A 24,004-nucleotide genomic window follows, 5' to 3' on the forward strand; every position below is an offset into this window, starting at 1 on the left:
CCACCTTAGCCTGCGCCGCCACGGCCGACCTTCAGCACTTCCTGTACGTTGCGCATCAGTTCGGGCTCTTGGTAGGGCTTGCCGAGATAGCGATCGACACCGATTTCGAACGCACGCTGGCGATGCTTTTCGCCGGTACGCGAGGTGATCATGATGATCGGCACGTTGCGCAGGCGCAGGTCATTGCGCATATGCGTGGCCAGTTCATAGCCATCCATGCGTGGCATTTCGATATCGAGCAGCATCGCGTTGGGTACGCGCTCCTGCATCTTTTCGATTGCATCGACACCGTCTTTGGCCGTCATCACCTCGTAACCGGCGCGCTCCAACACGCGACTGGAGACCTTGCGCATGGTGATCGAATCGTCCACCACCATCACCAGGGGTACCTGACGCAGCTCGGCGACTTCGGCTTCCTGCATCGTCTCGCCAGCCTGACGCAGCAAGTCCGCACGGCGCACCAAGGGCGCCACATCGAGGATCACCACCACCGAGCCGTCACCCATGATGGTGGCGCCGAAGATGCCGGGAATCGAGTTGATCTGCGGCCCGGTCGGCTTGACCACGATTTCCTTGCTACCGATGACCTGGTCAACGCTGATCGCTGCCCGCAGATCACCGGTTCGCGCCAGCAGCAGGGGCACCTGCAAGGATTCGGCAGCCTTGACCTGACCATGGCCCAACAGCTGTCCGAGATCGTGGATGGCGTAGTCTTCGCCGGCGTATTGGAAGATGGGCGAGCCACCGGCCACCTGAGCTTCGAGTTCCGACGGGGCGATACGAGCCACGCCCTGCACCGAGGTGATCGGCACGGCGAAGTTGGTTTCGCCCAATTTGACAAACACCGCCTGGGTGACAGCGAGGGTGAACGGTAGCCGGATGACGAATTGAGTGCCCTTGCCGAGCTCCGATTCGATATGCAGCGAGCCGCCAAGCTGCTTGATCTCGTTGTGTACGACATCCATGCCAACGCCACGGCCGGCAATCTTGCTGATCGTCTGCGCGGTGGAAAAGCCCGACTGCAGGATGAAGCCGAACAGTTCACGATCGCTGATCTGGGCATCAGGCGCCAGCAGGCCACGTTGCATCGCCTTGCTGCGAATGGCCTCGCGATCGATTCCCTTGCCGTCGTCGGTGACATGAATCACGACTTCAGAGGCTTCGCGAGCCACCTGAATGCGCACCGTGCCTTCTTCGGGTTTGCCAATCTTGGCGCGCTCTTCCGGCGTCTCAAGTCCGTGGGCCAGGGCATTGCGCAACATGTGCTCCAACGGCGCGGTCATACGATCGAGCACGTTGCGATCCATTTCACCCTGCGCACCCTCAACCTTCAGCTGAGCACGTTTGCCGAGCTCGCTGCCGGTCTGGCGCAGGATTCGGCGCAAGCGCGGCACCAGGGAGTCGAACGGCACCATGCGGGTGCGCATCAGACCTTCCTGCAGTTCCGAGCTCACCCGCGACTGTTGCAGCAGCAGGGTTTCGTACTGGCGGGTCAGATCGTCCAGGGTGCCCTGCAGGTTGGTCAGGTCGGCAGCCGACTCGGCCAGTGCGCGCGACAATTGCTGCAAAGTCGAGAAACGATCCAATTCCAGCGGATCAAAGTTCTGCGCCTCGCCTTCGTCCTGCTCACGCTGATAGCGGGCGATGATCTGCGCCTCGGTCTCGATTTCCAGTCGACGCAGCTGTTCGCGCAAACGGGCTGTTGTGGCCTCCATTTCCACCAGACCGCCACGGAACGCGCCGAGCTGCTGTTCCAGTCGGGCGCGATAGATCGCGACTTCGCCAGCGTAGTTGACCAGCCGATCGAGCAGATCGGCGCGAATGCGAATCTGCTCCTGCGGCGCCCGCACCGAGGCATCTTCTTCTTCGGCGGCGACGTCCAGCGCGGTCTGCCGCGCCACCACTTCGGCCACGTGCGACACCGGCGGCGCGGTGACCGCAGGCTTCGCTTCTTCGGCGGCAACCGGGGCTGCAGCCGCAACCTCTTCTGCGGTCGCTTCTTCCTCGGCCTCAAAGGCAATCGTTTCGCCACGAACTAGCGCATCGACATAGCCAAGCAAGGTCACCGGCATGGCCAAGGCCTTGCGTTCACCGATGCGGGTGACCATGCCATGCAAACGATCGAACACGCGCTCCAGCACTTCGGTGCCGATCGGGCCAAGTTCGCGACGGCCATCGGCCACTGCTTCGAGCAGCGATTCTGCGGCGTGACCAAGGTCACCGATCGGCGATATGCCGGCCATACGCGCACCGCCCTTCAGCGTATGCAGATCGCGCTGCAGGCCAACCACCAGTTCACGATCAGCCGGATTCTCACGCAACCGCGCCAGCATGCCATCGCTATGATCGAGAATGTCGACGCCTTCCTCCAGGAAGATATCGAGCAGCTCCTCGTCCATGTCGGCCAACTGCAGCGGTCCATCCGGATCAGGGTCGGCAGCCATCAACCCGGCCAGACCAGCGCTGGCGGCGGCGGGCAGTGCCTGTGGTTCTTCTGCCTCGGCTTCCGTTGACGCAGCAGCAGCTTCGGCGGCAGCAGCTTCGGCGGCAGCAGCTTCGGCGGCAGCAGCTTCGGCGGCGGCAGCTTCGGCGGCGGCAGCTTCGGCGGCGGCAGCTTCGGCAGCAGCAGCTTCAGCGGCAGCGGCTTCGGCGGCGGCAGCTTCGGCGGCTGCAGCTTCGGCGGCTGCAGCTTCGGCGGCTGCAGCTTCGGCGGCTGCAGCTTCGGCGGCTGCAGCTTCGGCGGCTGCAGCTTCGGCGGCTGCAGCTTCGGCAGCGGCAGCTTCGGCGGCTGCAGCTTCGGCAGCAGCAGCTTCGGCGGCGGCAGCTTCGGCGGCGGCAGCTTCGGCGGCGGCAGCTTCGGCGGCGGCAGCTTCGGCGGCGGCAGCTTCGGCGGCAGCGGCTTCGGCGGCAGCGGCTTCGGCGGCAGCAGCTTCGGCGGCGGCAGCTTCGGCGGCGGCAGCTTCGGCGGCGGCAGCTTCGGCGGCGGCAGCTTCGGCGGCGGCAGCTTCGGCGGCGGCAGCTTCGGCGGCGGCAGCTTCGGCGGCGGCAGCGGCTTCGGCTGCTTCGGCCTCAGCAGCTTCGGCGGCAGCAGCTTCGGCGGCAGCAGCTTCGGCGGCAGCGGCTTCGGCCTCAGCAGCTTCGGCGGTGGCAGCTTCGGCGGTGGCAGCGGGTTCAGCCTCGATTGCTTCCTCGCCGATGATTTCAGCCTCGACCGCTTCAACGTCGATCGCGTCGGGCACCTCAGCCTCGACTGCGTCAGCCTGGCCTGCTTCGATGTCGATGGCTTCGACGTCGATGGGTTCAGCGTCGGCATCATCGGCCAGCAGCAAGGCCACCAGTGATGCTTCCTCGGCATGCGCCTGATCGATGCTGGTCTCAACGGGTTTCGCTGCGAGTTCTTCCTCGGCGATCAACTCATCGCCGACCAGCTCGAACTCGCCCAGCGCGGTCTCCGGCTCCAGCTCGGGCTCGTCGGCCTGCTCAAACGAATCCAGATTCAGTTCTTCGAAAGCAGCTTCAAGCGATTCGCTTTCCTCGACCAATTGCTCTGTGCTGAGCTCGGCGATCTCCTCTTCGGCCGCTGCGGGTTCAGGCGCGGTCTCTTCAACCAACAGACCCGATTCAAGATCGATGCTCTCGCCCAGATCGATATCCAGATCCAGACCAAGCTCAGCACTCTCCTCCAGCTCTTCGGCCGGAAGCGCGTGCTCTACAGCCGATGCATCCTGGTCGGCGCCTTCCAGCGACTCTCTCTGTAGCTCAGGCAAGTCGCCGAGGGCCGCTTCCAGTTCAGCCTGATCAATGCTGTCGAACAGGCTTGGGCCTCCGAGCTCAAGGTCGGCGGCCATCTCGATGACCTCTTCCTCAGGCGCCGACGGGGTAACAGCCGGCGCTTCGACCTCGGCCTCGGTCGGCGCCGTCTCGACCGCCCGCATCTCGGACTCAACGGCTTCTTCCTGCGCCTCATCGTCGCCATCCACATGCATGGGCAGCATCGGGCCGCTCGGCTCAGGCAAGGAATCGCGCAGCTGCTGCAACTGTTCGGCCAGGCGCGGGAAATGCGGCGCAAACGGCGGCTCACTCTCGAGTGCGCGCATCAACAGGCGAATGGCATCCGCTGCCTCGCCGATCAAGGCGACTTCGCTTGAGGTCGGCTGATGATGAGCAGCGATTGACCTCTTAACAAAGGACTCCAGCGGACCAGCCACTTCACCGATATGCGGCACTTCGGTCATTGCGAAGGCGCCACTCATGGTGTGGATTGCGCGCAGCATCGCATCGCCAACTGACCCGGGCTTCTCACGGGCCACGTAGTGATCAACGGTTTCCAGGTGACCGGCGACTTCGGCCTTGAGGATCTCGAACAGCACGCTGTCGATGAAGAACTCGGTGCCGTCAGCACGCAAACGCTCTAACGGATCAAGCTCGGCAGCTTCCGGCGAGGCCACCAAAGACTCCGCCGCCTCAGGCTCATCCAGGGTCTCTTCGACGGCATCGATTTCGGCGGGCAATGCTTCGGTCCACTCTTCCACCGCCGGCTGTTCGGCTTCGGCCGCGAGTGCTTCTTCCGCGAAGTCCGTTGTGTCCACCGCGGCGGCTGCCGGCGCCTCGACCGGCTCCGCTGCCTCGACCTCGGGCAGCGCCAGCTGCGCTGCCTCCCGCACCTGAGCAGCGCTCACCGGCTCGCCGTTGGCGATGCGGTCGGCGACCTGCTTGATGCCATCGAGGTTGACACTGATACCGCCCTCGCCCTGCAGCGCACGCAAGAGTTGTGGCAGCACCAGTTCGGACTGAACAATGACTTCCACCACACCGTCATTGGCACGAACGGTCTGATCGAGCACGCGGTTGAGCATGTTCTCGATCTTCCAGCTGAATTCACCCAGGGTGAGCGCGCCGACCAGACGACCGCTGCCTTTCAGGGTGTGGAACACGCGGCGAATGGGCTTCAGTGCGTCAGCCGCGTCGGGCTGCCGGCGCCAGGTTGGCAGCAAGCCACGCAGGTTATCGATTTCTTCCTGCACCTCTTCGATGAAGACCTCACGGATCTCCTCATCGATCTCATCGCTGCTGGATTCGAAGCCGCTGACCACCACCGGGCTGACCACACTGGGCTTAGTCGCGGCCGGCATCGCCGGTGCCGGCGGAGCGACTGGCGGCGCCGGCTGTTCGGAAACGGCGGGCTCGACCGGAATCTCGGGCAGGTCGGCGGCGGCCGCCGGCTCCATCGGCGCGATTTCAGGCTCAGTTGCGGCAGCGGTTGGCTCAGCCTCTGGCTCGCTCGGCGCCACCGGCTCGGCAGCCGGCTCCTCACTCGGAGTCGACTCACTGGCTGGGGCTGCGGGCACATGCGCTGCAATATCGGCCTGACCGACCGGCACGCTTTCGACCACGCCTTCGACGCCAGCGCTTGGAATTGGCCAATAGCCGAGTGATTCCAGACGTTGCCGCGCAACGTCGAGTATCTTTTCGCGGCCGGAGCGTTGCTCCAGCAGGGCTTCGAGGTAGTACTCCAGGCTGGCCAGGGCATCCGCCAAGGTGTCAAGCTGCTGGCCATTGGGAATTCGATGACGGGTCAGCAGCTCGGTTTCGGTGAAGCGACTGATGGCCATCAGGTACTGCGGCGGTTCGCCAATTTCCAGAATTCTGAGCGCACCCGACACTTCTTCCAGCAGACGCGGCACATCCTGCAATTGCTCGTGATCCCAGTTGCTTTCGACAAAGGCCACATAGCATTGCTTGGCCTGGGCGAAATTGGCTTGCGCCTCCTTGACCAGGGTATCGAGCACCTTGCGCGTCTCGACATGGGCGGCATCGCGAATTCCGCCACCCGCCCCCAGATGGGCAACCTGATCATCCAGCGAGCTTTCGACGTACAGCAGTGCGCCTGCGATATCGAGCAATCCCGACTCATCGGCCGGCTTCTTGCCGGTGGCGATGTCGTGCACAGCATCTTTCTGTTCCAGCACCACCCCACGCGGCACGCCCAGACCGAGCATGCCCAGGGTGTCAGCCACCCGCGCCAGCACTTCGGCCTGCACATTGAGGCTGGCGCTGTCGCCGCTTTGCGTGCGCATGAACAGGTCGAGCGCATCCTTGACCCGCAGCAAGTCTTCCTTGATTGCCAGCGATACGGTGTCGAGCAAGGCACGGTTGTGACCGCTGATCGAACCCTGGGCGTGACGCAGCTCTTCCTCGGTCGGCAACAGGCGATCAAGGTCGAAGGTGTGGCGCAATTCGGCGATCCGACCATGCTGAGTCGGCGCGTGGGCGGCGAAGTAGAGCAAACTACGGGTCAATTCGCGTGGCGGATCGACTCGGAACGAAGCCTCGCCCGACTCCACCAGTCGTTTGATCTCACGCTCGACGCGACCGATGGTCTGGCGAAGCTGCTGCGAAGGCGCGAAGGCCTTTTCGCGCAGCGCGGCCAGCAGGCCCGCGGCGACCCAGAACAGACGCCGGGCATCTTCCTGCTGCAGCAGAGTCACCAGCTTGTCGCAGACCGCGGCCAATCGGGCGACGTGGGTAGCGGGATCTTCGTTCTTGAACCATTTCAGCAAGCTGAGCTGAAATTGAACACGCAAATGCTCGGCCTGCTTGGCCAGCTCGGCGCTTTCCAGGGCGCTGGCGGCGCCGCGTGCCGAACCCGGCAACGGCTTTGACAGGTCGGGCGTGAACAGCACGCTCTCCGACAGGCTCTTTTCACCGCGTGCTGCACGCAGGTCATTGAGCAGGGGCAGCAGCACGATGGGAATGTCTTTGTGCCCGGACTGCAGCCGCTCCAGATAGTCGGGCAGCTGCACAATGCCGCGCATCAGCACGGTGTAGGCGTCATCGCGGTTGTCGACCGGCCCACTGGTGAGCGAGGTGGCGAGGTGCTCCATCTCCTCGGCCACCATCGCCGCGCCATACAGCTCGACCATGCGCAAGGTCCCCTGCACCTGGTGCAGGTAAGTGGCGCAAAAACGCATCTGGCTGACGTCGGTAGGATCTTCGACGTACGACTCCAGCGCCTGGCGAGCCTGCTTCAAGGTCTCGTCGAGTTCACCCTTGACCCAGGTGAGTGTGGTGAAATCGATGTCTTCTTGAAGCCTCATGCCCGGGTCTCTTTGGATTGACGGAGAAACGCCAGCACCTGGCGTCCACCGGTACGAATCAATTGGGGATGCGTCCAGCCAGTGACCTCACCGGGGCCGAGAACGAGTAAACCGTTCGGACGCAACAAGCGCGCCAAGCCGTCGAGCAATTCGCCTCGACGCTCGCGGGCAAAGTAGATCAACACGTTCTGGCAATAAATGAGATCGAGTTGGCGAAGTGGCGCACGCGAGGCGTGCATCAGGTTGACGCAGGCAAAGCCGACCCGCTTGCGCAGGCGTTCGGCGATACGAAAATTCTCATCCTCATCCGGTTCGATCGTACCCACTCGATACTGAGCCGGAATTTCCTCCAGTCGCGACAACGGATAGCTCGCCGCACGCGCCTGCGACAGCGCCGGCTGACTGACATCGGTGGCGGTGATGCCGAAGCGGCGTGAGGGGTCGACTTCGCCCAGGGCGACGTCGAGCAACATGGCCAGGGTGTAGGCCTCTTCGCCGGTGGAACAGCCAACCGACAGGGCATGCACCGGCTGATCATCGGATGCCTCATCCAGCCAATCGGGCAGCCATTGCTTGCGGATCAGCTCCAATGACGGCATGTGGCGAAAGAAACGGGTCTCGTGCACGGTCAAATGATCGACCAAGGTGGCCCATTCAACTGCGCCGCGGGCACCGTCAAGCAGCTCTTCGTAATAGCTGTTGTAGTCGGTGTGACCTGTCTGCCGCATTCTGCGCCGCAGGCCGGTAACCAGAAACGGCTTGCGTTCGGGCGGTACCGTCACGCCGGTACGGGTCTCCAATAGCCGCACCCAACGGGCGAACTCGAGGTCGTCCATCGGCGGTATCTGGTTACCACTGCGCGCTGCCGACTTGGCCGCCATGCCCATCAAAACCATCCGTTTCCGTATTGCCTCAGCCAAATTTCACGAGACCCGCCTGAGACAGGCCTTGCCCACTCCTGACCGGTCCACTGCATCGGCCAGTCAGCCCTTGCACGCAATCACCGTGGTGATTGCAGTCTTGTCGCGGCCCTCCATGACCGACTTGGGCCAGCCCTGAATCGGCTGTGCCCCTACGCTTAGCCGGGCAGTTTGAAGTCCGCCACCGAACGCCGGAGGTCGGCTGCCAACTGCGCCAGATTTCCAATCGACTCCGCCGTTTGGCTGGCACCCATCGAGGTTTGCGAGGTGATTTCCTGAATCACGTTCATGGTCGCGGAGATATTGGTCGCCGCGGCCGACTGTTGGCGCGCCGCTTCGGAGATGTTCTGAATCAGGTCGGCCAGATCGTTCGACACCTTTTCGATCTCGCCCAGGGCCAGACCGGCGTCTTCGGCCAGACGGGCACCGGCCACCACTTCGGCGGTGGTTTGTTCCATCGACGACACCGCTTCGTTGGTATCGGCCTGAATGGTTTGCACCAGTGTTTCGATTCGCTTGGTGGCGTTCGAAGCGCGTTCCGCGAGGCGCTGCACTTCGTCGGCCACGACCGCGAAGCCACGACCCGCTTCACCGGCCGAGGCGGCCTGAATAGCGGCGTTCAGCGCCAGAATGTTGGTCTGCTCGGCGATGTCGTTAATCAGTTCAACGATCGAGCCGATTTCCTGCGAGCTTTCACCCAGACGCTTGATTCGCTTCGAGGTCTCCTGGATCTGATCACGGATCGAGTCCATGCCTTGAATGGTCTGCCGCACCACTTCGGCGCCCTTGGCAGCGATCTGCACCGAGCGTTGCGCCACGTCGGCCGATTCGGCGGAGTTCTTTGACACTTCGTCGATCGAGACGGCGATTTCGTTGATCGCCGCCGAGGCCGAGGTGATCTGCTGCGCCTGATGCTCAGCCGCCTCGGCCAGATGCATGGCCGTGGCCTGGGTTTCCTGAGCGGCCGCAGCCACCTGCACCGCGGTCTCATTAATCGTGGTGACCAGGGAGCGCAGCGCTTCGATGGCGAAGTTGATCGAGTCGGCGATCGCGCCGGTGATGTCTTCGGTAACGGTGGCGCGGACGGTCAGATCGCCTTCCGCCAGCGAGCCCATTTCATCCAGCAAGCGCAGAATCGCTTCCTGATTACGCTGATTGAGTTCCTGGGTGACCTGGAAGCGCTTGGCCTGATCGCGATACAGGGTGATCAACAGTCCAAAGATACCGACCAGGGCCAGCGCACCACCGGTCAAGCCCGCGGTCACGCTGGGGAACGGACGCGCCTCCGGCAGCTTGCCAAACGCGGCGTTGAGACTTTGCGCGCCGCGCAACAGGTCTTCCGAGGCGAGGAAGATATCGTCGGCGGCTTCCTTTACTTCAAACAGATCGGTCGAGCTTTGCAGAATGCCTTCGACGTCGGACTGGATGTTCTGGAACATCTCTTCGAGTTCGACCAGCTTGTTGCGTGCGGCCGGAATATCGACGCGACGGATATTGAGTTCAGAGGCGCCATTGGTCAGCGCATTCAGCGTCTGTCCGTACAGGGTGACTTCGCGCGACAGTGCGTCAGCGGCCGACAAGGCACCGGTACCACCCTGCAGGATCAGGGTAACGCGGCGCAACATACGATCGGCCAGCAGGTTCTGACTGCTGGCGGTGTAGATCTGCGAGCTGGAGGCGCCGCCTTCGACCAGGGCGCGTACCGCCTCGTCCATTTGTTGCTGCAGCTGAGGCAGGCTGGCGGCAAAGGCCCCGGCGGTGTCGAACAGGTCCAGGGTCATTTCCCGGCGCTGCAGGATCTTGCCGGCGCTCTCGTTCAGCGGCTGCCAGATTTCGCGCAGGCGCTTCAGCTCGGCGGCTACGCCTTCGACGTCCGCGTAGGCCGGGATCTGGTCCTCGCCGCCTTCCGGGCCGCCATTGACCAGGATATCGATATTGCGCTGGATATCGTCCCGAGTGGCCTGCAGCTCGTCGAACTCGTCGAGGTTACCGGCACCGGCACCCTGGGCGAACTTGGCGATCTTCTGCGACAGCACCTGGATATCGGTCACCCGGTTGCGGGCATTGCTTTCGTCGGTGGTGAACCGGTTGGCGAGATAGAAGTTGGCCAGCAAGACCAAGAAACCAACGACCAGAAGAGTAATCCAGAGCCAGTACAGACTCCGGCGCTCGCGTCCACCAATGGCTACCGCTGCAGTGCTCATGCTTTAAACCTCGCCCCAAAAAAAGAACCGCTCATCAGGCCAGCGCGGCCTGTCGGAAATCTACATCGCGCGTCAACATCGCCATGTTGAACACCCCATATTGCACGCCGCCCAGGTCGTAAGCCTGTTTGACATAGTCAGCATAGCGTCCCGCAGCCAGATCGCCTGGCTCGCAGCGCTGCTCGTCGGTGAAGTGCCTTTGCCCCAGCAACTCGTCGATGATGACCGCGACATTGCCGCCGGGCTGCCGCACCACCAGGGCGCGCTGCGTTTCGTGCAGCACAGTGCGCTCGGCCTCCAGATACATGCGCAGATCAACCACCGGCAACAAGGTTCCGCGAATGTTGGCAACTCCCAGCATCCAGCTTTGCGCGCCCGGCACCGGGGTGAGATGCGGAAGGGTGATGATCTCCAGCACTTCGCCAAACATCGACGCCAGTCGACGCTGACCAATCCGATAGCCCACGCCGCGCCACAGTCCGGACGCATCTATCTGCTCAGGGGTTCCGGGCGTGTGCTCCAGGCTGCGACGTTCGTAATCCGCAAGCAATTCAAAGGCGTGACTGATTTCAGCACCCATCGACTCAGCCCACCCCTTCCGGCAGCAATGCGCGAATCCGGTTCAGCAACTCCCGTTCCGTGGGCGGCTTGACCAGATAATCCTTGGCGCCCTGGCGCAAGCCCCAGACGCGATCGGTTTCCATATTCTTGGTACTGACGATAATCACCGGAATGTGCTGGGTGACCGGGTCGCGCGACAGGGCGCGCGTGGCCTGAAAGCCGTTCATACCGGGCAGAATCACATCCATCATCACCAGATCTGGCAGTTCCGCCTTGGCCTTTTCGATACCAGCCTCGGCGCTGTCGGCGCTCAGCACTTCGAAACCATTCTTCTCCAGCATGCTGGAAAACACCTTGGTATCGGTGGGTGAATCGTCGACGATCAGGATCTTGGCCATTGGCTTGCTCCTCAGCCGCGATCAACGTGGCGACGAATCGCCGACAGCAGCTCGTCGCGGGTGAACGGCTTGGTGAGGTACTCCTCCGAGCCCACGATGCGCCCTTTGGCCTTGTCGAACAAGCCGTCCTTCGAGGACAGCATGATCACCGGTGTGCCCTTGAACATCTGATTGTTCTTGATCAGGGCACAGGTCTGATAGCCATCGAGCCGCGGCATCATGATGTCGACAAAGATGATGCGCGGCTGATGATCGGCAATCTTGGCCAAGGCCTCGAAACCGTCGGTCGCCGTGACCACGTCGCAGCCTTCCTTCTTCAGCAGGGTCTCAGCGGTCCGGCGAATGGTCTTGGAATCATCGATGACCATCACCTTCAGCCCGGACAGGCTTCCTGCGCTTCCAGAGTCTTCCATCCAGCTTCCCCTAGCTATCGGTACAGGAAAGGCGCAAACGCCTCGCCGTTTCTCGCTATATCCCAGTGTTACCGCATACTGTCAAGCACAAGCAAGCGCTTCTTGCACTGACAAAGCGCGGGCCTGAAAGTCGATTGGCGCGCTGCCTCGCCAGTCTGTGAGCTTGGCGAACGACACTGACATGGTCCGCGACCTCGCGAATCGTTCGGGCTAGTATAAGCAGCAACCGCTGCCGTGGGCATTGCGGACCTTTACTCGCCCACCTTTGCAGGATGCTTTGCGGATGCCGATCGACATTGCTGTCGTCATGGACCCGATCGAGTCCATCAAGATCGCCAAGGACACCACTTTCGCCATGCTGCTGGAAGCGCAGCGGCGCAGTCATCGACTGCATTACGTGCAGCCCGGCAGCCTGCACTGGCAGCAAGGCGAGCCCTGCGCCGACCTGACCTCCCTGACTGTGAGCGACAATCCGAAAAGCTGGTTCCAATTCGGCGATCAGCGCCGCGGCAGCCTGAAAACGGTCGATCTGGTGCTGATGCGCAGCGACCCTCCAGTCGATAGCCAATACCTGCACGACACCCAGCTGTTGAGCCGCGCGGCCGACCTGGGCGTGCTTGTGGTCAACGATCCGCGCGGCCTGCGCGACATGAACGAGAAACTGTTCGCCCTGCACTTTCCGGAGCTGTGTCCGCCCAGCCTGGTCACCCGCCGCGCCGATCAGGTACGCGAATTCGTCAAGACGCATGGCGATTGCGTGTTGAAGCCTTTGGACGGGATGGGCGGGCGCTCGATTTTTCGCGCACGCCAGGACGATGGCAATCTCAATGTGATCATTGAGACCCTGAGCCAAGGTGGCCGAGAACTGATCATGGCGCAGCGCTATCTGCCCGAGATCAAGGACGGCGACAAGCGCGTGCTGTTGATCGACGGCGAGCCGGTGCCGTATTGCCTGGCGCGAATTCCCAGCGGGCAGGATTTTCGCGGCAACCTCGCGGTCGGCGGCCGCGGTGAGGCGCGGCCAATCGGCGAGGCCGAGCGCCACATCGCCGCCGTCGTCGGCCCGGAGCTGAAGCGCCGCGGCATGGTGTTTGTTGGACTGGACGTGATTGGCGATCGACTCACCGAAATCAATGTCACCAGCCCGACCTGCGTGCGCGAGATCGATGCCCAATGCGGCACCCGTATCGCGGCGGATCTGTTCGATTGCCTGGAGGCTCGATTCGGGTGAGTTCGGCCGTACGCGTCACCCCGCAGGATCGGCTTCGCGCCACGCTGCTGTTCTCGATTCTGGTGCATACCCTGATCGTGCTGGGGGTTGGCTTCAGCATGGAGGATGCCGCTCCGGTGGTGCCCACGCTGGACGTCATCCTGACCGAAACACGCAGCGAAAAGCCGCCCGAGCAAGCCGATTTCCTCGCTGCCAACAGCCAGCAAGGCGGCGGCGAGTCGGACAAGGTGGAGCGCCCGCGGGAGCCGACCACCTCGGCGGTACCCAAGCCAACCCCAGGCCTGGCACCCAGTGAACAGCCAGTAAGTGCGCCGAAACCGAAGAACACCACGGCTGAGCCGCATATCACCAGCACCGATGAACAGGCCCGGCCCGACCCCTCCACCGAAATCGCCCAGCCCGAGCGACTTTTGCCCAGCAGCCGGGAACTACTCGAGACGAGCCTGGAAATGGCGCGTCTGGCCGCCGAGATCGAACGCCAGAGTCAGGCCTACGCCAAGCGGCCGAAACGCAAGTTTCTCTCCGCCAACACCCGCGAATACGAGTACGCCGCCTACATGCGCGGCTGGGTAGCGCGGGTTGAACGGATTGGCAACCTCAACTACCCAAGCGAAGCCCGGCGACGCAACATCCACGGGCAACTGGTGATGACCGTGGCGGTGCGTCGCGACGGCACGGTCGAACGCATCGACGTGATTCAGCCCAGCGGCTACCCAGTGCTGGACGATGCGGCCATGCGCACCGTGCGTCTGGCCGAGCCGTTCGCACCGTTGCCTGAAACCAAGGATAAGATCGACGTGCTGCATATCACGCGTACCTGGCAATTCCTGCCCGGCAACATTCTGCGCAATCAGTAACCCAACAGGCTGCACCGCTGACCGTGGTCAACGCTGGCGGAGCGCGTCGAAGCCAGCCTCGACCGAGCGCGCCCCCAACCCGCACGCCAGCCAGCCCGCATCGAATTCATGCCAGCCGCCGCCACTACCCTTACAATGCCCCCATGGATGCCGATCGGTTCCTCGCCAATCATTTTCTGATCGCCGTGCCCGGGATGAGCGACCCCAGCTTTTCCAAGGCGGTGACCTTGCTGTGTCAGCACAATGAAGATGGCGCGATGGGCCTGATGATCAATCGCCTGTCGGACTTCACCCTCGGCGACATTCTCAACCAGATGAACATCAAGACCGAGGATGCCGATCTCAGCGCCACGCCGGTACTGGCCGGCGGCCCGGTGCAGCCCGAACGCGGCTTCGTCCTGCACACCGAGACTGAGCAGACCTGGGATTCCAGCTTTCAGATTTCGCCACATCTTTGGCTGACCACCTCGCGCGACATTCTGATCGCCATGGCCGAAGGCAAGGGCCCGGCGCAGGCGGTGGTCGCCCTGGGCTACGCCGGCTGGACTGCCGGCCAGCTGGAAGACGAACTGCAGGACGACGCCTGGCTGACCGTGCCGGCGGCGGCGCAGATTGTCTTCGACACCGACCTGGACCAGCGCTGGACGGCCGCCGCACGCCTGATCGGCATTGATCTCAGCCTGCTGACCAGCTATTCCGGCCACGCATGAACGAGGCGTCCGGCGCGTCGGTCTGCGCCCTCGGTTTCGACGTTGGCGAGCGCTGGGTCGGCATCGCCATCGGCAACAGCATCAGCCAGCAAGCGCGCCCACTGAAGGTACTCAATCGCGAGCAGCAGAATTTCTGGAGCGATCTAGAACGACTGATCCGCGAGTGGCGGCCCGATCGTCTGGTGGTCGGCGACCCATTGACCTTGGCCGGCGAAATACAGGCGGCTACCCGCATAGCGCGTCGTTTCGCTCGTCAGCTGCAGGGCCGCACCGGCATTCCCACTGCCATGACCGATGAGCGCGCCAGTTCGCGCGAAGCTGTCCGGGTATTCGCCGAACAGCGCCGCCAAGGTCAGGCACGACGACGCGATGCCGAGTTGCAAGACGCCTATGCGGCTTCGATCATCCTGCAACGCTGGCTCGACGCCGGCATGCCCGATTCTCCTCCGCCCGATGTTGCCCATGAACACCTCGATTCGCCACCTACTGACGCTTGATCGGCTGAATGCCGAGCAACTGAACAGCTTGCTCGATCAAGCCGAGGCACTGTCTCCGCAGGCACTCGGTGCGCCGCTGTCGCCACCCCGCCTGGCCGACAAGACGGTGGTCAATCTGTTCTTCGAACCGTCGACCCGAACCCGCAGCTCCTTCGAGCTGGCCGCCAAGCGACTCGGTGCCACCGTGCTCAACTTCGACATGGCCAACTCCTCAACCCGCAAGGGCGAGACCCTGGCCGACACGCTGTACACGCTTGAAGCCATGGGCGGCGATATCTTCGTGGTGCGCCACTCCGGTGACGGCGTGGTCGCTCAGCTGGCGGAGATCTGTGCGCCTCGCACCTGCCTGGTGAATGCCGGCGACGGCAAGAGCGCGCATCCCACCCAAGGCCTGCTCGACATGCTGACCATCCGCCAGCACAAGGGCCGCGATTTCTCCGGGCTCAAAGTGGCCATCATCGGCGACATCCGCCATTCACGGGTCGCCCGCTCCGACCTGCACGCCCTGCGCATACTGGGGGCAGGTGAAGTGCGCCTGGCCGCCCCGGAGAGCCTGCTGCCAAATGCTGACGTGATGCAGGGATTCCGTGTGGTCGACAGCGCCGACGCCGCGATCGAGGGAGTCGACGTGGTGATGACCCTGAGACTGCAGCGCGAGCGAATGGAAGATGGACTGGTCAGTTCGATGGAGGCCTACTTCCGCGATTGGGGCATCACCCCGGAACGCCTGGCCTTGGCCAAACCCGACGCCATCGTCATGCACCCCGGCCCGATGAATCGAGGTGTGGAGATCGCCGACGCCGTCGCCGACGGCCCGCAATCGGTAATCCGTCAGCAAGTGTCAAACGGCGTTGCCGCAAGGATGGCAGTGTTAAGCGCCCTGCACGCAGAGTCAGCCTGATCGGAATCGCCCGAAGGGCGCTACGAATCGCTGTTGATCTTGATCATCGACTCGGTTTCCTCAAGATGCGTGGCGGGCGTAAGTCGTAGGGCGGGCCCTGGCCCGCCACTTTGCCCCATCAACAAAAAACCGGCGGGTCAGCCCCCTACCGCGTCTCCATAATCTCCACCCCATCGAGACCTTGCGACAGGGTGTGGGCATCACCGCCTTGGGCGAGCTTGATCTTCAGGCGCACTTCATTGCTGGAGTCGGCGTAGCGCAGGGCGTCTTCGTAGCTGATCTCGCCAGCCTGATACAACTCAAACAGGGCCTGGTCAAAGGTCTTCATTCCGAGGTTGGTGCTTTCCTTCATCACCTCTTTCAGCTTGTGAATCTCGCCATCGCGGACGTAGTCCTGCACCAGCGGCGTACCCAACAGAATTTCCATTGCGCAGCGTCGAGACTTGCCGTCCGGAGTCGGAATCAGCTGTTGTGCAACGATGCCCTTCAGGTTCAGCGACATGTCCATCAGCAGCTGGCTGCGCCGATCTTCCGGGAAGAAGTTGATGATGCGGTCCAGCGCCTGGTTGGCGTTGTTGGCATGCAGGGTGCACAGCACCAGATGGCCGGTTTCGGCAAAGGCGATGGCGTGATCCATGCCTTCGCGGGTACGCACCTCGCCGATCATGATCACATCGGGGGCCTGACGCAGGGTGTTCTTCAGTGCGTTCTCCCAGGAATCGGTATCGATACCGACCTCACGCTGGGTGATGATGCAGCCCTCATGCTTATGCACGAACTCGATCGGGTCTTCGATGGTGATGATGTGACCTGATGAATTCTGATTGCGATAGCCGATCATCGCCGCCAGCGAGGTCGACTTACCGGTACCGGTGGCGCCGACGAAGATGATGATGCCGCGCTTGGTCATCGCCAGCGTCTTGATCACCGGCGGCAGATTCAGCTCGTCGACGGTCGGGATCTTGGTCTCGATGCGGCGCAGCACCATGCCGACCTGGTTGCGCTGATAAAAGCAGCTGACGCGAAACCGGCCGACGCCCGATACGCCAATCGCGAAATTACACTCGTGGGTCTTTTCAAACTCCTCACGCTGCGAGGGGTTCATCACGTTAAGCACCAGATCGCGACTCTGCTGCGGCGTCAACGGATTCTGGGTGATCGGCTGCACTCGCCCCTGCACCTTGATGGAAGGTGGCACGCCGGCAGTGATGAACATGTCCGACGCCTTCTTGTGCGCCATCAATTTGAGGAACGAAGTGAAATCGATGCTGCTCATTGAGAACTCCGGGATTCGGGATTTGGGATTCGGGATTCGCTGAAGCGAGGTGTTCGCAAGCTCATGCTCTTACGAATCCCGAATCTCGAATCTCGAATCCCGCGCCTTTTCGGCGTCAGTCGAAAAGGCGTTTGTCTTTGGCATACTCGCGTGCCTGCTGACGCACGATCTGGCCGCGCTTGACCAGGTCAAGCAGGCATTGATCAAGGGTCTGCATGCCGACGTTCTGACCAGTCTGAATCGCCGAGTACATCTGCGCCACCTTGTCTTCGCGAATCAGGTTTCGGATCGCCGGGGTCGCCACCATGATTTCGTGCGCGGCCACGCGGCCGCCGCCGACCTTTTTCAGCAGGGTTTGCGAGATCACCGCGCGCAGCGATTCGGACAGCATCGAACGCACCATCGGCTTTTCGCCGGCCGGGAACACGTCGATGATGCGGTCGATGGTCTTGGCCGCCGAGCTGGTATGCAGGGTGCCGAATACCAAGTGACCGGTTTCCGCCGCGGTCAGGGCCAGACGAATGGTTTCCAGATCGCGCAGCTCGCCGACCAGGATGTAGTCGGGATCTTCGCGCAGGGCTGAACGCAGGGCTTCGTTGAAGCCATGGGTATCGCGGTGCACCTCACGCTGATTGATCAGGCACTTGTTCGAGGTGTGGACGAATTCGATCGGATCCTCGACGGTGAGGATGTGGCCGTACTCACCCTTGTTGATGAAATCGATCATTGCCGCCAGGGTGGTCGACTTGCCCGAGCCGGTCGGCCCGGTGACCAGGATCAGGCCCTGCGGCTGCTGAACCAGCTCGGTGAACACCTTGGGCGCACCGAGGTCTTCCAGCGACAGCACCTCGGAGGGAATGGTACGGAACACCGCACCGGCGCCGCGATTCTGGTTGAAGGCATTGACACGGAAGCGGGCCAGGCCGGCGATCTCGAAGCTGAAGTCGCACTCGAGAAATTCTTCGTAGTCGCGACGCTGCTTGTCCGACATGATGTCGTACACCAGCGAGTGCACCTGCTTGTGCTCCAGCGCCGGTATGTTGATGCGCCGGACGTCACCATCGACGCGGATCATGGGCGGCAATCCGGCCGACAGGTGGAGGTCGGAAGCCTTGTTCTTGACCGAAAAAGCCAGCAGCTCAGCGATATCCATCGAACACTCCCCTCGTAGTCCGCCGACAGCGTCTTGGTGACCATGCCCGTAGCAAACAGATACCGCTAAACTGGGGCCCACCACCAAAGTCTTCCCGAGTATAGCGCCGAACTCGCTGCACCAGTGCGGATCAGCGCGACTGCCAGTCCGGATTCATGACTGAACAACCCCTGCAACGCATACAAAGCCGCATCACAGCAGCCGAACGCGGCCCAAAAGTGACTTTAGTCGCTGTCAGCAAGACGCGCAGCGCGCTGGAAGTGCGTGACCTGGCCAAACAGGGCCAACAGGTGTTCGGCGAGAACTATGTGCAGGAAGCGCTGGCCAAGCAGACCGAGCTGGCCGATCTGCGGCTGGAATGGCACCTGATCGGTCATCTGCAATCGAACAAGTGCAAGGAAGCGGCCCAGGCTTTCGATTGGGTCGACACGATCGATCGAGCCAAACTACTGGCTTCCCTCGACCGTTATCGTGACCCATCGAGGCCGCCATTGAACCTGCTGATTCAGGTCAATGTCGACGACGAGACTTCGAAGTCAGGTTGCCATCCGCAGCAGGTGCCAAGCCTGGCCGAGCAGATCAGGCACTTCCCGCGACTCCGTCTGCGCGGCCTGATGGCCATTCCTGCCCCGGCCGATGAGACAAGCCGGATCCGCGCCTTCGAGCGCATGCACGAGTTGTTCGAGCAGCTGCGCTGCGCACATCCCGAGATCGATACCTTATCGATGGGGATGAGCGACGATTTCGAACTGGCGATCGCCCACGGCGCGACCCAGGTGCGGGTCGGCACGGCATTGTTCGGGCCCAGGCCAGTCGCCGACTGATCGCGCATTGCCGCATACAGGCTTGCTATTCTGCCGCGCGGTCCAAATGTTTAAAGGACCGAGCCTTCATTCAGGGAAGAATATCGCATGACCCAGCCAGCACCCACACTTTGCTTCATCGGTGGCGGCAATATGGCGCGCTGCCTGATCGGCGGGCTGCGCCAGCGCGGCACGCCGGGCCATCAGATCCGCGTCGCTGAGCCGATGGCCGCGGCGCGCGAAGCACTGCAGACCGAGTTCGACGTGGCCTGCTTTGAGAGCAACCGTCAGGCCGCCGAACAGGCCGATTGCGTGGTGTTGGCGGTCAAGCCGCAGATCATGCACACGGTGTGTCAGGAGCTGCACGGCCACAGCGGGCGGCCGCTGTGGGTATCGATTGCTGCCGGCATCACCAGCACCCAGCTCGATACCTGGCTGGGCGGCGACCAACGCATCGTGCGCTGCATGCCCAACACGCCGGCCCTTCTGGGTGTAGGCGCCACCGGACTGGTCGCCAATGTCGCCTGCCATGAGGCCGATCGCGCCCTGGCAGAACGCATACTTTCAGCGGTCGGCATTGCGGTGTGGATTGCCCAGGAAGCACAGATGGATGCGGTCACCGCCCTGTCCGGCAGTGGCCCGGCCTATAGTTTTCTGCTAGCCGAAGCGATGCAGGCTGCTGCGCTGCGCCAAGGTCTGGATGCTGAGGCGGCTCGCCGCCTCACCTATCAAACCTTGCTCGGGGCCGCGCGCATGCTGAGCGAATCGGCTGAACCTGCCGATCAGCTGCGCAAACGGGTCACCTCGCCGGGCGGCACCACGCAGGCGGCCATCGAAACTCTGCAGGGTGGCGGCTTCGAGGCATTGATCGACCGCGCCATAGCCGCCGCCACCCGGCGCGGCGCAGAACTCGCGGCGGCGGCGGGGAACTGACATGGGCTACTTCACCACCGCCGGCCTATTGATCGTCGACACGCTGTTCTATCTATTGAGCTTCGTTTTCCTGCTGCGGGTACTGCTGCAGCTGGTCGGAGCCAATTTCTACAACCCGATCTGCCAGTTCTTCTTCAAGGCCACCAATCCAATCCTGGTGCCGCTGCGCAAGCTGCTGCCGCCGATCGGACGGCTCGACGTATCCGCAGTTCTGATCCTGCTGCTGATCCAGGTGCTGCACGTGGTGGTGGTCGCGGGGCTCAGCGGTCGCGGCCTGCACCCCCTCGCCCTGCCCATCCTGGCCCTGGCCGGGGCACTGAACATCCTGCTGCAGGTGCTGTTCTGGTCGATCATCATCCGCATCATCATCAGCTTCGTCGCCGCCGACAGTTACCACCCCGTGGTGCCGATCATGGCGCAGATCACCGAACCGGTGATGGCACCGTTTCGCCGCCTGCTACCCGCCACGGGCGGGCTGGATTTCTCACCGCTGCTGGCCACCCTGGCAATCATGCTGGCGCGAATTCTGCTGCTGGCGCCGCTGTATGACCTGGCGGCCTGGGTATCGATGGGTTGAGTTGATCGTCTGTTGGGTCGGCCTGTTCAGGAAACTCAAGGCCGTGATGCGCTTGGTCACGGAGCAACGCAGTCAAGTTGCAGGGGTGGGTCGCGACTGGCCGATTCGATATCCGCCACCCAATGCGGCGGGCCAGGGCCCGCCCCATGCCAGCTGACGCTCGGGGTTGAGGGCGCGGATTCGCCGGTCGAGACGAGACCCTAGGGAAGGTCTGAACAAGTCCATCCTGGACTTTTCAGACACGCCGAGTTCGGCACAGGTCCGAACTCGTCTTACGCTGATCAACAACTTACGTTGCTGATCGCGGCGGTGCATCCTTGCACCGCGAGAATCTCTGAACTTATTCAGAGATTCCCTAGCAGTTGGCTGCGGGCGGAAAACACGCACAATGACGCACCATGGGTCTGGCTCGACGAAGAGCCATGCCAGACTGATAGTCGGCCGCAATCGGCACAGCCACAGGATCTCTGCATGCCACCACGTCTCCCCACAACGACCGCCCGCCGGGTCCGGCTCGGTCTGGCCCTGACCGCACTGCTCTCATGCGTATCGGTCTCGGCCGAGAAAAGCATCAGCGCCGGCGAATACACCGTGCACTACAACGCGCTGTCGACCCTCGACCTTAGCCCCGAGGTGGCGCGCAGCTATTCGGTGAGTCGTTCTGCCAACCGTGGCCTGCTGAACATCGCCGTCCGCCAGAAATCCGAACAGGGCGATCACGCTGCAGCGGCCAAGTTGAGCGGCGAAGCGGTGAATGAGGCCGGGCAACGGCAGGCCCTGTACTTCCGCGAGATTCGCGAAGCCGATGCCATCTACTATCTATCGGAGCCGCCGGTGCGCCCCGGTGACACCTGGCGCTTCGAACTGCAGGTGGAGATCGAGAACGGCCCCACCGTGCCGCTGCGCTTCAGTCAGGAGTTCTTTGCACCCTTGCCCGGCCAGCGTTGACCGACGATGAAACTGTTAGCCGTGAGGCATGGCCAGGCGTCGTTTCACGCCGAGGATTACGACAAGTTGTCCGATCTGGGAAGTCGGCAGTCGCGAGCGTTGGGCGAATGGCTGTTACGGCACAACTACCGATTTGACCGAGTGGTCAGCGGCAACCTGCGCCGCCACGCCGAGACGCTGGCCGCCATCCAGGCCTGTTTCAGTGCCGCCGGCCGTCCGCTGCCAGCGGTGGAGATCGACCCCAGCTTCGATGAGTTTGATCATCGCCGGGTAATCGCCGGTTTCATCCGCTGTACGCCCGAGCACCCCTGCGTAGCGGCTGCCGATTTTGGCCGCAGCCGCGACCCACAGCTATTGTTCACGCTGCTGCGCCACGCATTGCGAGCCTGGGCGCTCGGGGCACTGGATCAGCATGCCGAACCATGGTCTGCGTTCAAGCAGCGAACCCGCAGCGCAGGCCAGACCTTGGCTGAGCGGGCGATGGATCAACATGTATTGTTGGTTTCTTCCGGCGGGGTGATTTCGCAGCTGGTGGCGATGGCGATGGAAGCGCCTGACCACCGTGCCGTCGACCTGAATCTGAGCCTGCGCAACGCCGCCTTGAGCGAGCTGCAGTGGCTGGAAGGTGCACCAATGTTGGGCAGTTGGAACGGTCTACCGCACTTGGCCGACCAACGGTCGATGTGGTCGTACGTGTGAAATAATGGTGAGACACAGCGCTCAGAAACTGGCGTAGCCTGCGGCCTACTCTTTCGCCTAGCTTCGAGCCCGGTCCTTGCCATGCCCTCCACGCGCAGGTTTTCGCTCAGTTTCGCTCTGCTGTCTTGTCTTGCCCTCTGCTGGGGCGCCGCACCGGCGCAGGCTCAGGTGATCTTCCAGGCCGGCTTCGAGGGAGGCGTCAGTCTCGCCGATGCCGAAGCGGCCCGCCTGCTGTCGCAGGCCTCGTTCGGCGCCAGCACCGAAAGCATTGCCGAAGTCCGCGCCCGCGGCATCAATGGCTGGATCGATCACCAGCTGACCCTGCCCGCCACGCGCCATCTGCCTTACCTGGATCAGGTGCGCGCCTCCGGCGAACCGGTCTATCAGAACGTACGCCTCGAGGCCTGGCTGCAGCGGGCAATGTATGCCGACGACGAGATGCGGCAGAAGATGGCCTACGCGCTGTCGCAGATCTTCGTCATCTCCGATGCCTCTGGTGGCCTCGAAGGCAATCCATTCGCCATGGCGCAGTATTACGACCTGCTGCTCGACCACGCATTCGGCAGCTATCGCGAGTTGCTCGAAGCGGTCACCCTGCATCCGACCATGGGCGTGTATCTGTCAATGATGGGCAATCAGAAGCCCAACCTCGTCGAGAACATCCGCCCCGACGAAAACTATGCACGCGAAATCATGCAGCTGTTCTCGATCGGCCTGGTGATGCTCAATCCGGACGGCACGGTGATGGACGGCGACCCCGGCACGGCCGGCATCCAGCCCATCCCTACCTATGACCAGGACGTGATCCGCGGCTTTGCCCATGTATTCACAGGCTGGAAGTGGCAGGAGTGCGCCGACGCCAACCCGGATCAATACTGGATCTGGACCTACTGCGGCCCGACCGAGGAAACCCGCACCGATTCCGGCTGGCGCTCGCCGATGCTGAACATCGAGTATCAGCATGACACCGCACTGAAAACCCTGCTCGGCTACGCCGGGGTGAACGACCCCAACCGCTTCGAGATCGCCGCTGGCGGCACCGCCCCGCAGGATCTGGAAAGCGCGCTGGATATCCTGGCCGGGCACCCGAACGTGGCGCCCTTCATCAGCAAGCAGCTGATCCAACGCCTGGTCAGCAGCAACCCCAGCCCGGCCTACGTTGCGCGTATCAGTGCCGTGTTCAATAACGATGGCCAGGGCAACTACGGCAACCTCGGCGCGGTGCTGCGGGCCATCCTCACCGATATCGAAGCGCGCGACAATCGCTGGCGCGACTCGCAAACCTACGGCAAGTTGCGCGAACCGTTCCTGAAGTGGATCCACTTGTTACGGGCGATGCGTGCCCGCAGCGAAAGCGGCCGTTTCTACTTCTGGTACCGGCAAGAGCAGTACGGCCAGGCGCCATTGAGCAGTCCGTCGGTATTTAACTTCTACTTCCCCTATTTCAGCCCGAATGGGCCGCTGCAGGACGCTGGCCTGGCGGCACCGGAAGCCCAGATCATCACCGACACCATGATCGTGCGCACCGCCAATGACCTCACCTCGCAGATCTATTGGGGCTACATCGGCAACCCCTATGCCGAGCCCGACAATCTGCTGCTCGATCTGGCGCCCGACGAAGCCCTGGCCGATCGTGCGGAATTGCTGATCGATCGCTACGACCTGTTGTTCATGAGTGGCCAGATGCCTTCCAACATGCGCCAGCTGCTGATCCAGCATGTCTCCGCCATCACATCCGACTACAACGCTGACTGGCGACGCGATCGCGTGCGCGATGCGCTGGCCTTGATCCTCACGTCCGCGCAGTACGCGGTTCAGCGCTAGGA

Annotated in this window: 18 protein-coding genes and 1 pseudogene; 11 read left to right on the forward strand and 8 right to left on the reverse strand. The window is 62.7% G+C overall.

The features are described 5' to 3' along the window. Positions 1-5 precede the first annotated feature (5 nt). The 6 genes and pseudogenes from IFO71_RS22740 to IFO71_RS07445 form a co-directional block, all read right to left on the reverse strand. Positions 6-7,052, reverse strand: a pseudogene (locus IFO71_RS22740) (hybrid sensor histidine kinase/response regulator); the annotation flags it as partial. A gap of 41 nt (positions 7,053-7,093) precedes the next feature. Next, positions 7,094-7,984 carry a CheR family methyltransferase gene (locus IFO71_RS07425; RefSeq protein WP_192028914.1) on the reverse strand — a complete coding sequence of 297 codons (891 nt, stop codon included), beginning with the start codon at positions 7,982-7,984 and terminating at the stop codon, positions 7,094-7,096. A 191-nt stretch (positions 7,985-8,175) separates the two neighbouring features. Then, complete coding sequence (locus IFO71_RS07430; protein WP_192028915.1) at positions 8,176-10,221, reverse strand: methyl-accepting chemotaxis protein; 2,046 nt, start codon at positions 10,219-10,221, stop codon at positions 8,176-8,178. A gap of 34 nt (positions 10,222-10,255) precedes the next feature. Beyond that, positions 10,256-10,789, reverse strand: a complete 534-nt coding sequence (locus IFO71_RS07435) for a chemotaxis protein CheW (protein ID WP_192028983.1) — start codon at positions 10,787-10,789, stop codon at positions 10,256-10,258. A 16-nt stretch (positions 10,790-10,805) separates the two neighbouring features. Continuing rightward, positions 10,806-11,180 (reverse strand): response regulator transcription factor, encoded by a 375-nt coding sequence (locus IFO71_RS07440; protein WP_192028916.1) that lies wholly within the window; start codon positions 11,178-11,180, stop codon positions 10,806-10,808. A gap of 11 nt (positions 11,181-11,191) precedes the next feature. After that, complete coding sequence (locus IFO71_RS07445) at positions 11,192-11,593, reverse strand: response regulator (RefSeq protein WP_192028917.1); 402 nt, start codon at positions 11,591-11,593, stop codon at positions 11,192-11,194. Positions 11,594-11,876: 283 nt separating this feature from the next. On the opposite strand from IFO71_RS07445, the gene gshB reads away from it, so the two are divergent. From gshB to IFO71_RS07470, 5 genes are all read left to right on the forward strand, one after another. Beyond that, positions 11,877-12,824 carry a glutathione synthase gene (gene gshB / locus IFO71_RS07450; protein WP_192028918.1) on the forward strand — a complete coding sequence of 316 codons (948 nt, stop codon included), beginning with the start codon at positions 11,877-11,879 and terminating at the stop codon, positions 12,822-12,824. Beyond that, entirely contained in the window at positions 12,767-13,681 is a 915-nt protein-coding gene (locus tag IFO71_RS07455; RefSeq protein WP_192028919.1) for an energy transducer TonB, read from the forward strand. Before gshB ends, IFO71_RS07455 begins: the two co-directional genes overlap by 58 nt. A 143-nt stretch (positions 13,682-13,824) precedes the next feature. Then, positions 13,825-14,391, forward strand: coding sequence for a YqgE/AlgH family protein (locus tag IFO71_RS07460; protein WP_192028920.1), 567 nt, complete (start codon positions 13,825-13,827; stop codon positions 14,389-14,391). Beyond that, the gene (gene ruvX / locus IFO71_RS07465; protein WP_192028921.1) at positions 14,388-14,888 is read left to right on the forward strand and encodes a Holliday junction resolvase RuvX; all 501 of its coding nucleotides are present in this window, start codon (positions 14,388-14,390) and stop codon (positions 14,886-14,888) included. The genes IFO71_RS07460 and ruvX overlap by 4 nt, the downstream gene beginning before the upstream one ends. Then, entirely contained in the window at positions 14,845-15,789 is a 945-nt protein-coding gene (locus tag IFO71_RS07470; protein ID WP_192028922.1) for an aspartate carbamoyltransferase catalytic subunit, read from the forward strand. The genes ruvX and IFO71_RS07470 overlap by 44 nt, the downstream gene beginning before the upstream one ends. A gap of 145 nt (positions 15,790-15,934) precedes the next feature. Here IFO71_RS07470 and IFO71_RS07475 read toward each other — a convergent pair whose 3' ends face one another. Next, complete coding sequence (locus IFO71_RS07475; RefSeq protein ID WP_192028923.1) at positions 15,935-17,065, reverse strand: PilT/PilU family type 4a pilus ATPase; 1,131 nt, start codon at positions 17,063-17,065, stop codon at positions 15,935-15,937. A 115-nt stretch (positions 17,066-17,180) separates the two neighbouring features. Further along, on the reverse strand, positions 17,181-18,218 hold the full coding sequence (locus tag IFO71_RS07480; RefSeq protein ID WP_192028924.1) for a type IV pilus twitching motility protein PilT: 1,038 nt from the start codon (positions 18,216-18,218) through the stop codon (positions 17,181-17,183). Positions 18,219-18,373: 155 nt separating this feature from the next. On the opposite strand from IFO71_RS07480, the gene IFO71_RS07485 reads away from it, so the two are divergent. From IFO71_RS07485 to IFO71_RS07510, 6 genes are all read left to right on the forward strand, one after another. Next, positions 18,374-19,042, forward strand: a complete 669-nt coding sequence (locus IFO71_RS07485; protein WP_192028925.1) for a YggS family pyridoxal phosphate-dependent enzyme — start codon at positions 18,374-18,376, stop codon at positions 19,040-19,042. Positions 19,043-19,129: 87 nt separating this feature from the next. Next, on the forward strand, positions 19,130-19,954 hold the full coding sequence (proC, locus tag IFO71_RS07490) for a pyrroline-5-carboxylate reductase (protein ID WP_192028926.1): 825 nt from the start codon (positions 19,130-19,132) through the stop codon (positions 19,952-19,954). Between the two features lies 1 nt (position 19,955). Then, a complete protein-coding gene (locus IFO71_RS07495; protein WP_192028927.1) occupies positions 19,956-20,531 on the forward strand; it encodes a YggT family protein in 576 nt (191 codons plus the stop codon). A gap of 471 nt (positions 20,532-21,002) precedes the next feature. Further along, positions 21,003-21,479 (forward strand): DUF4426 domain-containing protein, encoded by a 477-nt coding sequence (locus tag IFO71_RS07500; protein ID WP_192028928.1) that lies wholly within the window; start codon positions 21,003-21,005, stop codon positions 21,477-21,479. A gap of 6 nt (positions 21,480-21,485) precedes the next feature. Beyond that, positions 21,486-22,178 carry a histidine phosphatase family protein gene (locus IFO71_RS07505; protein ID WP_192028929.1) on the forward strand — a complete coding sequence of 231 codons (693 nt, stop codon included), beginning with the start codon at positions 21,486-21,488 and terminating at the stop codon, positions 22,176-22,178. 81 nt (positions 22,179-22,259) lie between these two features. After that, positions 22,260-24,002 carry a DUF1800 domain-containing protein gene (locus IFO71_RS07510; protein WP_192028930.1) on the forward strand — a complete coding sequence of 581 codons (1,743 nt, stop codon included), beginning with the start codon at positions 22,260-22,262 and terminating at the stop codon, positions 24,000-24,002. The last annotated feature ends 2 nt before the right edge of the window (positions 24,003-24,004 follow it).

Source organism: Pseudomarimonas arenosa (genome assembly GCF_014841215.1).
In the GTDB taxonomy this organism is placed as follows: Bacteria; Pseudomonadota; Gammaproteobacteria; order Xanthomonadales; family Xanthomonadaceae; genus Pseudomarimonas; species Pseudomarimonas arenosa.

Excerpts from the sequence above, each read along its gene's own strand:
- IFO71_RS07500 (WP_192028928.1), top strand. The coding sequence starts at position 21,003 with ATGCCACCACGTCTCCCCACAACGACCGCCCGCCGGGTCCGGCTCGGT.
- ruvX (WP_192028921.1), top strand. The coding sequence starts at position 14,388 with ATGAACGAGGCGTCCGGCGCGTCGGTCTGCGCCCTCGGTTTCGACGTT.
- IFO71_RS07505 (WP_192028929.1), top strand. The coding sequence starts at position 21,486 with ATGAAACTGTTAGCCGTGAGGCATGGCCAGGCGTCGTTTCACGCCGAG.
- IFO71_RS07485 (WP_192028925.1), top strand. The coding sequence starts at position 18,374 with ATGACTGAACAACCCCTGCAACGCATACAAAGCCGCATCACAGCAGCC.
- gshB (WP_192028918.1), top strand. The coding sequence starts at position 11,877 with ATGCCGATCGACATTGCTGTCGTCATGGACCCGATCGAGTCCATCAAG.
- IFO71_RS07460 (WP_192028920.1), top strand. The coding sequence starts at position 13,825 with ATGGATGCCGATCGGTTCCTCGCCAATCATTTTCTGATCGCCGTGCCC.
- IFO71_RS07475 (WP_192028923.1), bottom strand. The coding sequence starts at position 17,065 with ATGAGCAGCATCGATTTCACTTCGTTCCTCAAATTGATGGCGCACAAG.
- IFO71_RS07470 (WP_192028922.1), top strand. The coding sequence starts at position 14,845 with ATGTTGCCCATGAACACCTCGATTCGCCACCTACTGACGCTTGATCGG.
- proC (WP_192028926.1), top strand. The coding sequence starts at position 19,130 with ATGACCCAGCCAGCACCCACACTTTGCTTCATCGGTGGCGGCAATATG.
- IFO71_RS07480 (WP_192028924.1), bottom strand. The coding sequence starts at position 18,218 with ATGGATATCGCTGAGCTGCTGGCTTTTTCGGTCAAGAACAAGGCTTCC.
- IFO71_RS07440 (WP_192028916.1), bottom strand. The coding sequence starts at position 11,180 with ATGGCCAAGATCCTGATCGTCGACGATTCACCCACCGATACCAAGGTG.
- IFO71_RS07455 (WP_192028919.1), top strand. The coding sequence starts at position 12,767 with ATGCGGCACCCGTATCGCGGCGGATCTGTTCGATTGCCTGGAGGCTCG.
- IFO71_RS07510 (WP_192028930.1), top strand. The coding sequence starts at position 22,260 with ATGCCCTCCACGCGCAGGTTTTCGCTCAGTTTCGCTCTGCTGTCTTGT.
- IFO71_RS07445 (WP_192028917.1), bottom strand. The coding sequence starts at position 11,593 with ATGGAAGACTCTGGAAGCGCAGGAAGCCTGTCCGGGCTGAAGGTGATG.
- IFO71_RS07495 (WP_192028927.1), top strand. The coding sequence starts at position 19,956 with ATGGGCTACTTCACCACCGCCGGCCTATTGATCGTCGACACGCTGTTC.
- IFO71_RS07430 (WP_192028915.1), bottom strand. The coding sequence starts at position 10,221 with ATGAGCACTGCAGCGGTAGCCATTGGTGGACGCGAGCGCCGGAGTCTG.
- IFO71_RS07425 (WP_192028914.1), bottom strand. The coding sequence starts at position 7,984 with ATGGGCATGGCGGCCAAGTCGGCAGCGCGCAGTGGTAACCAGATACCG.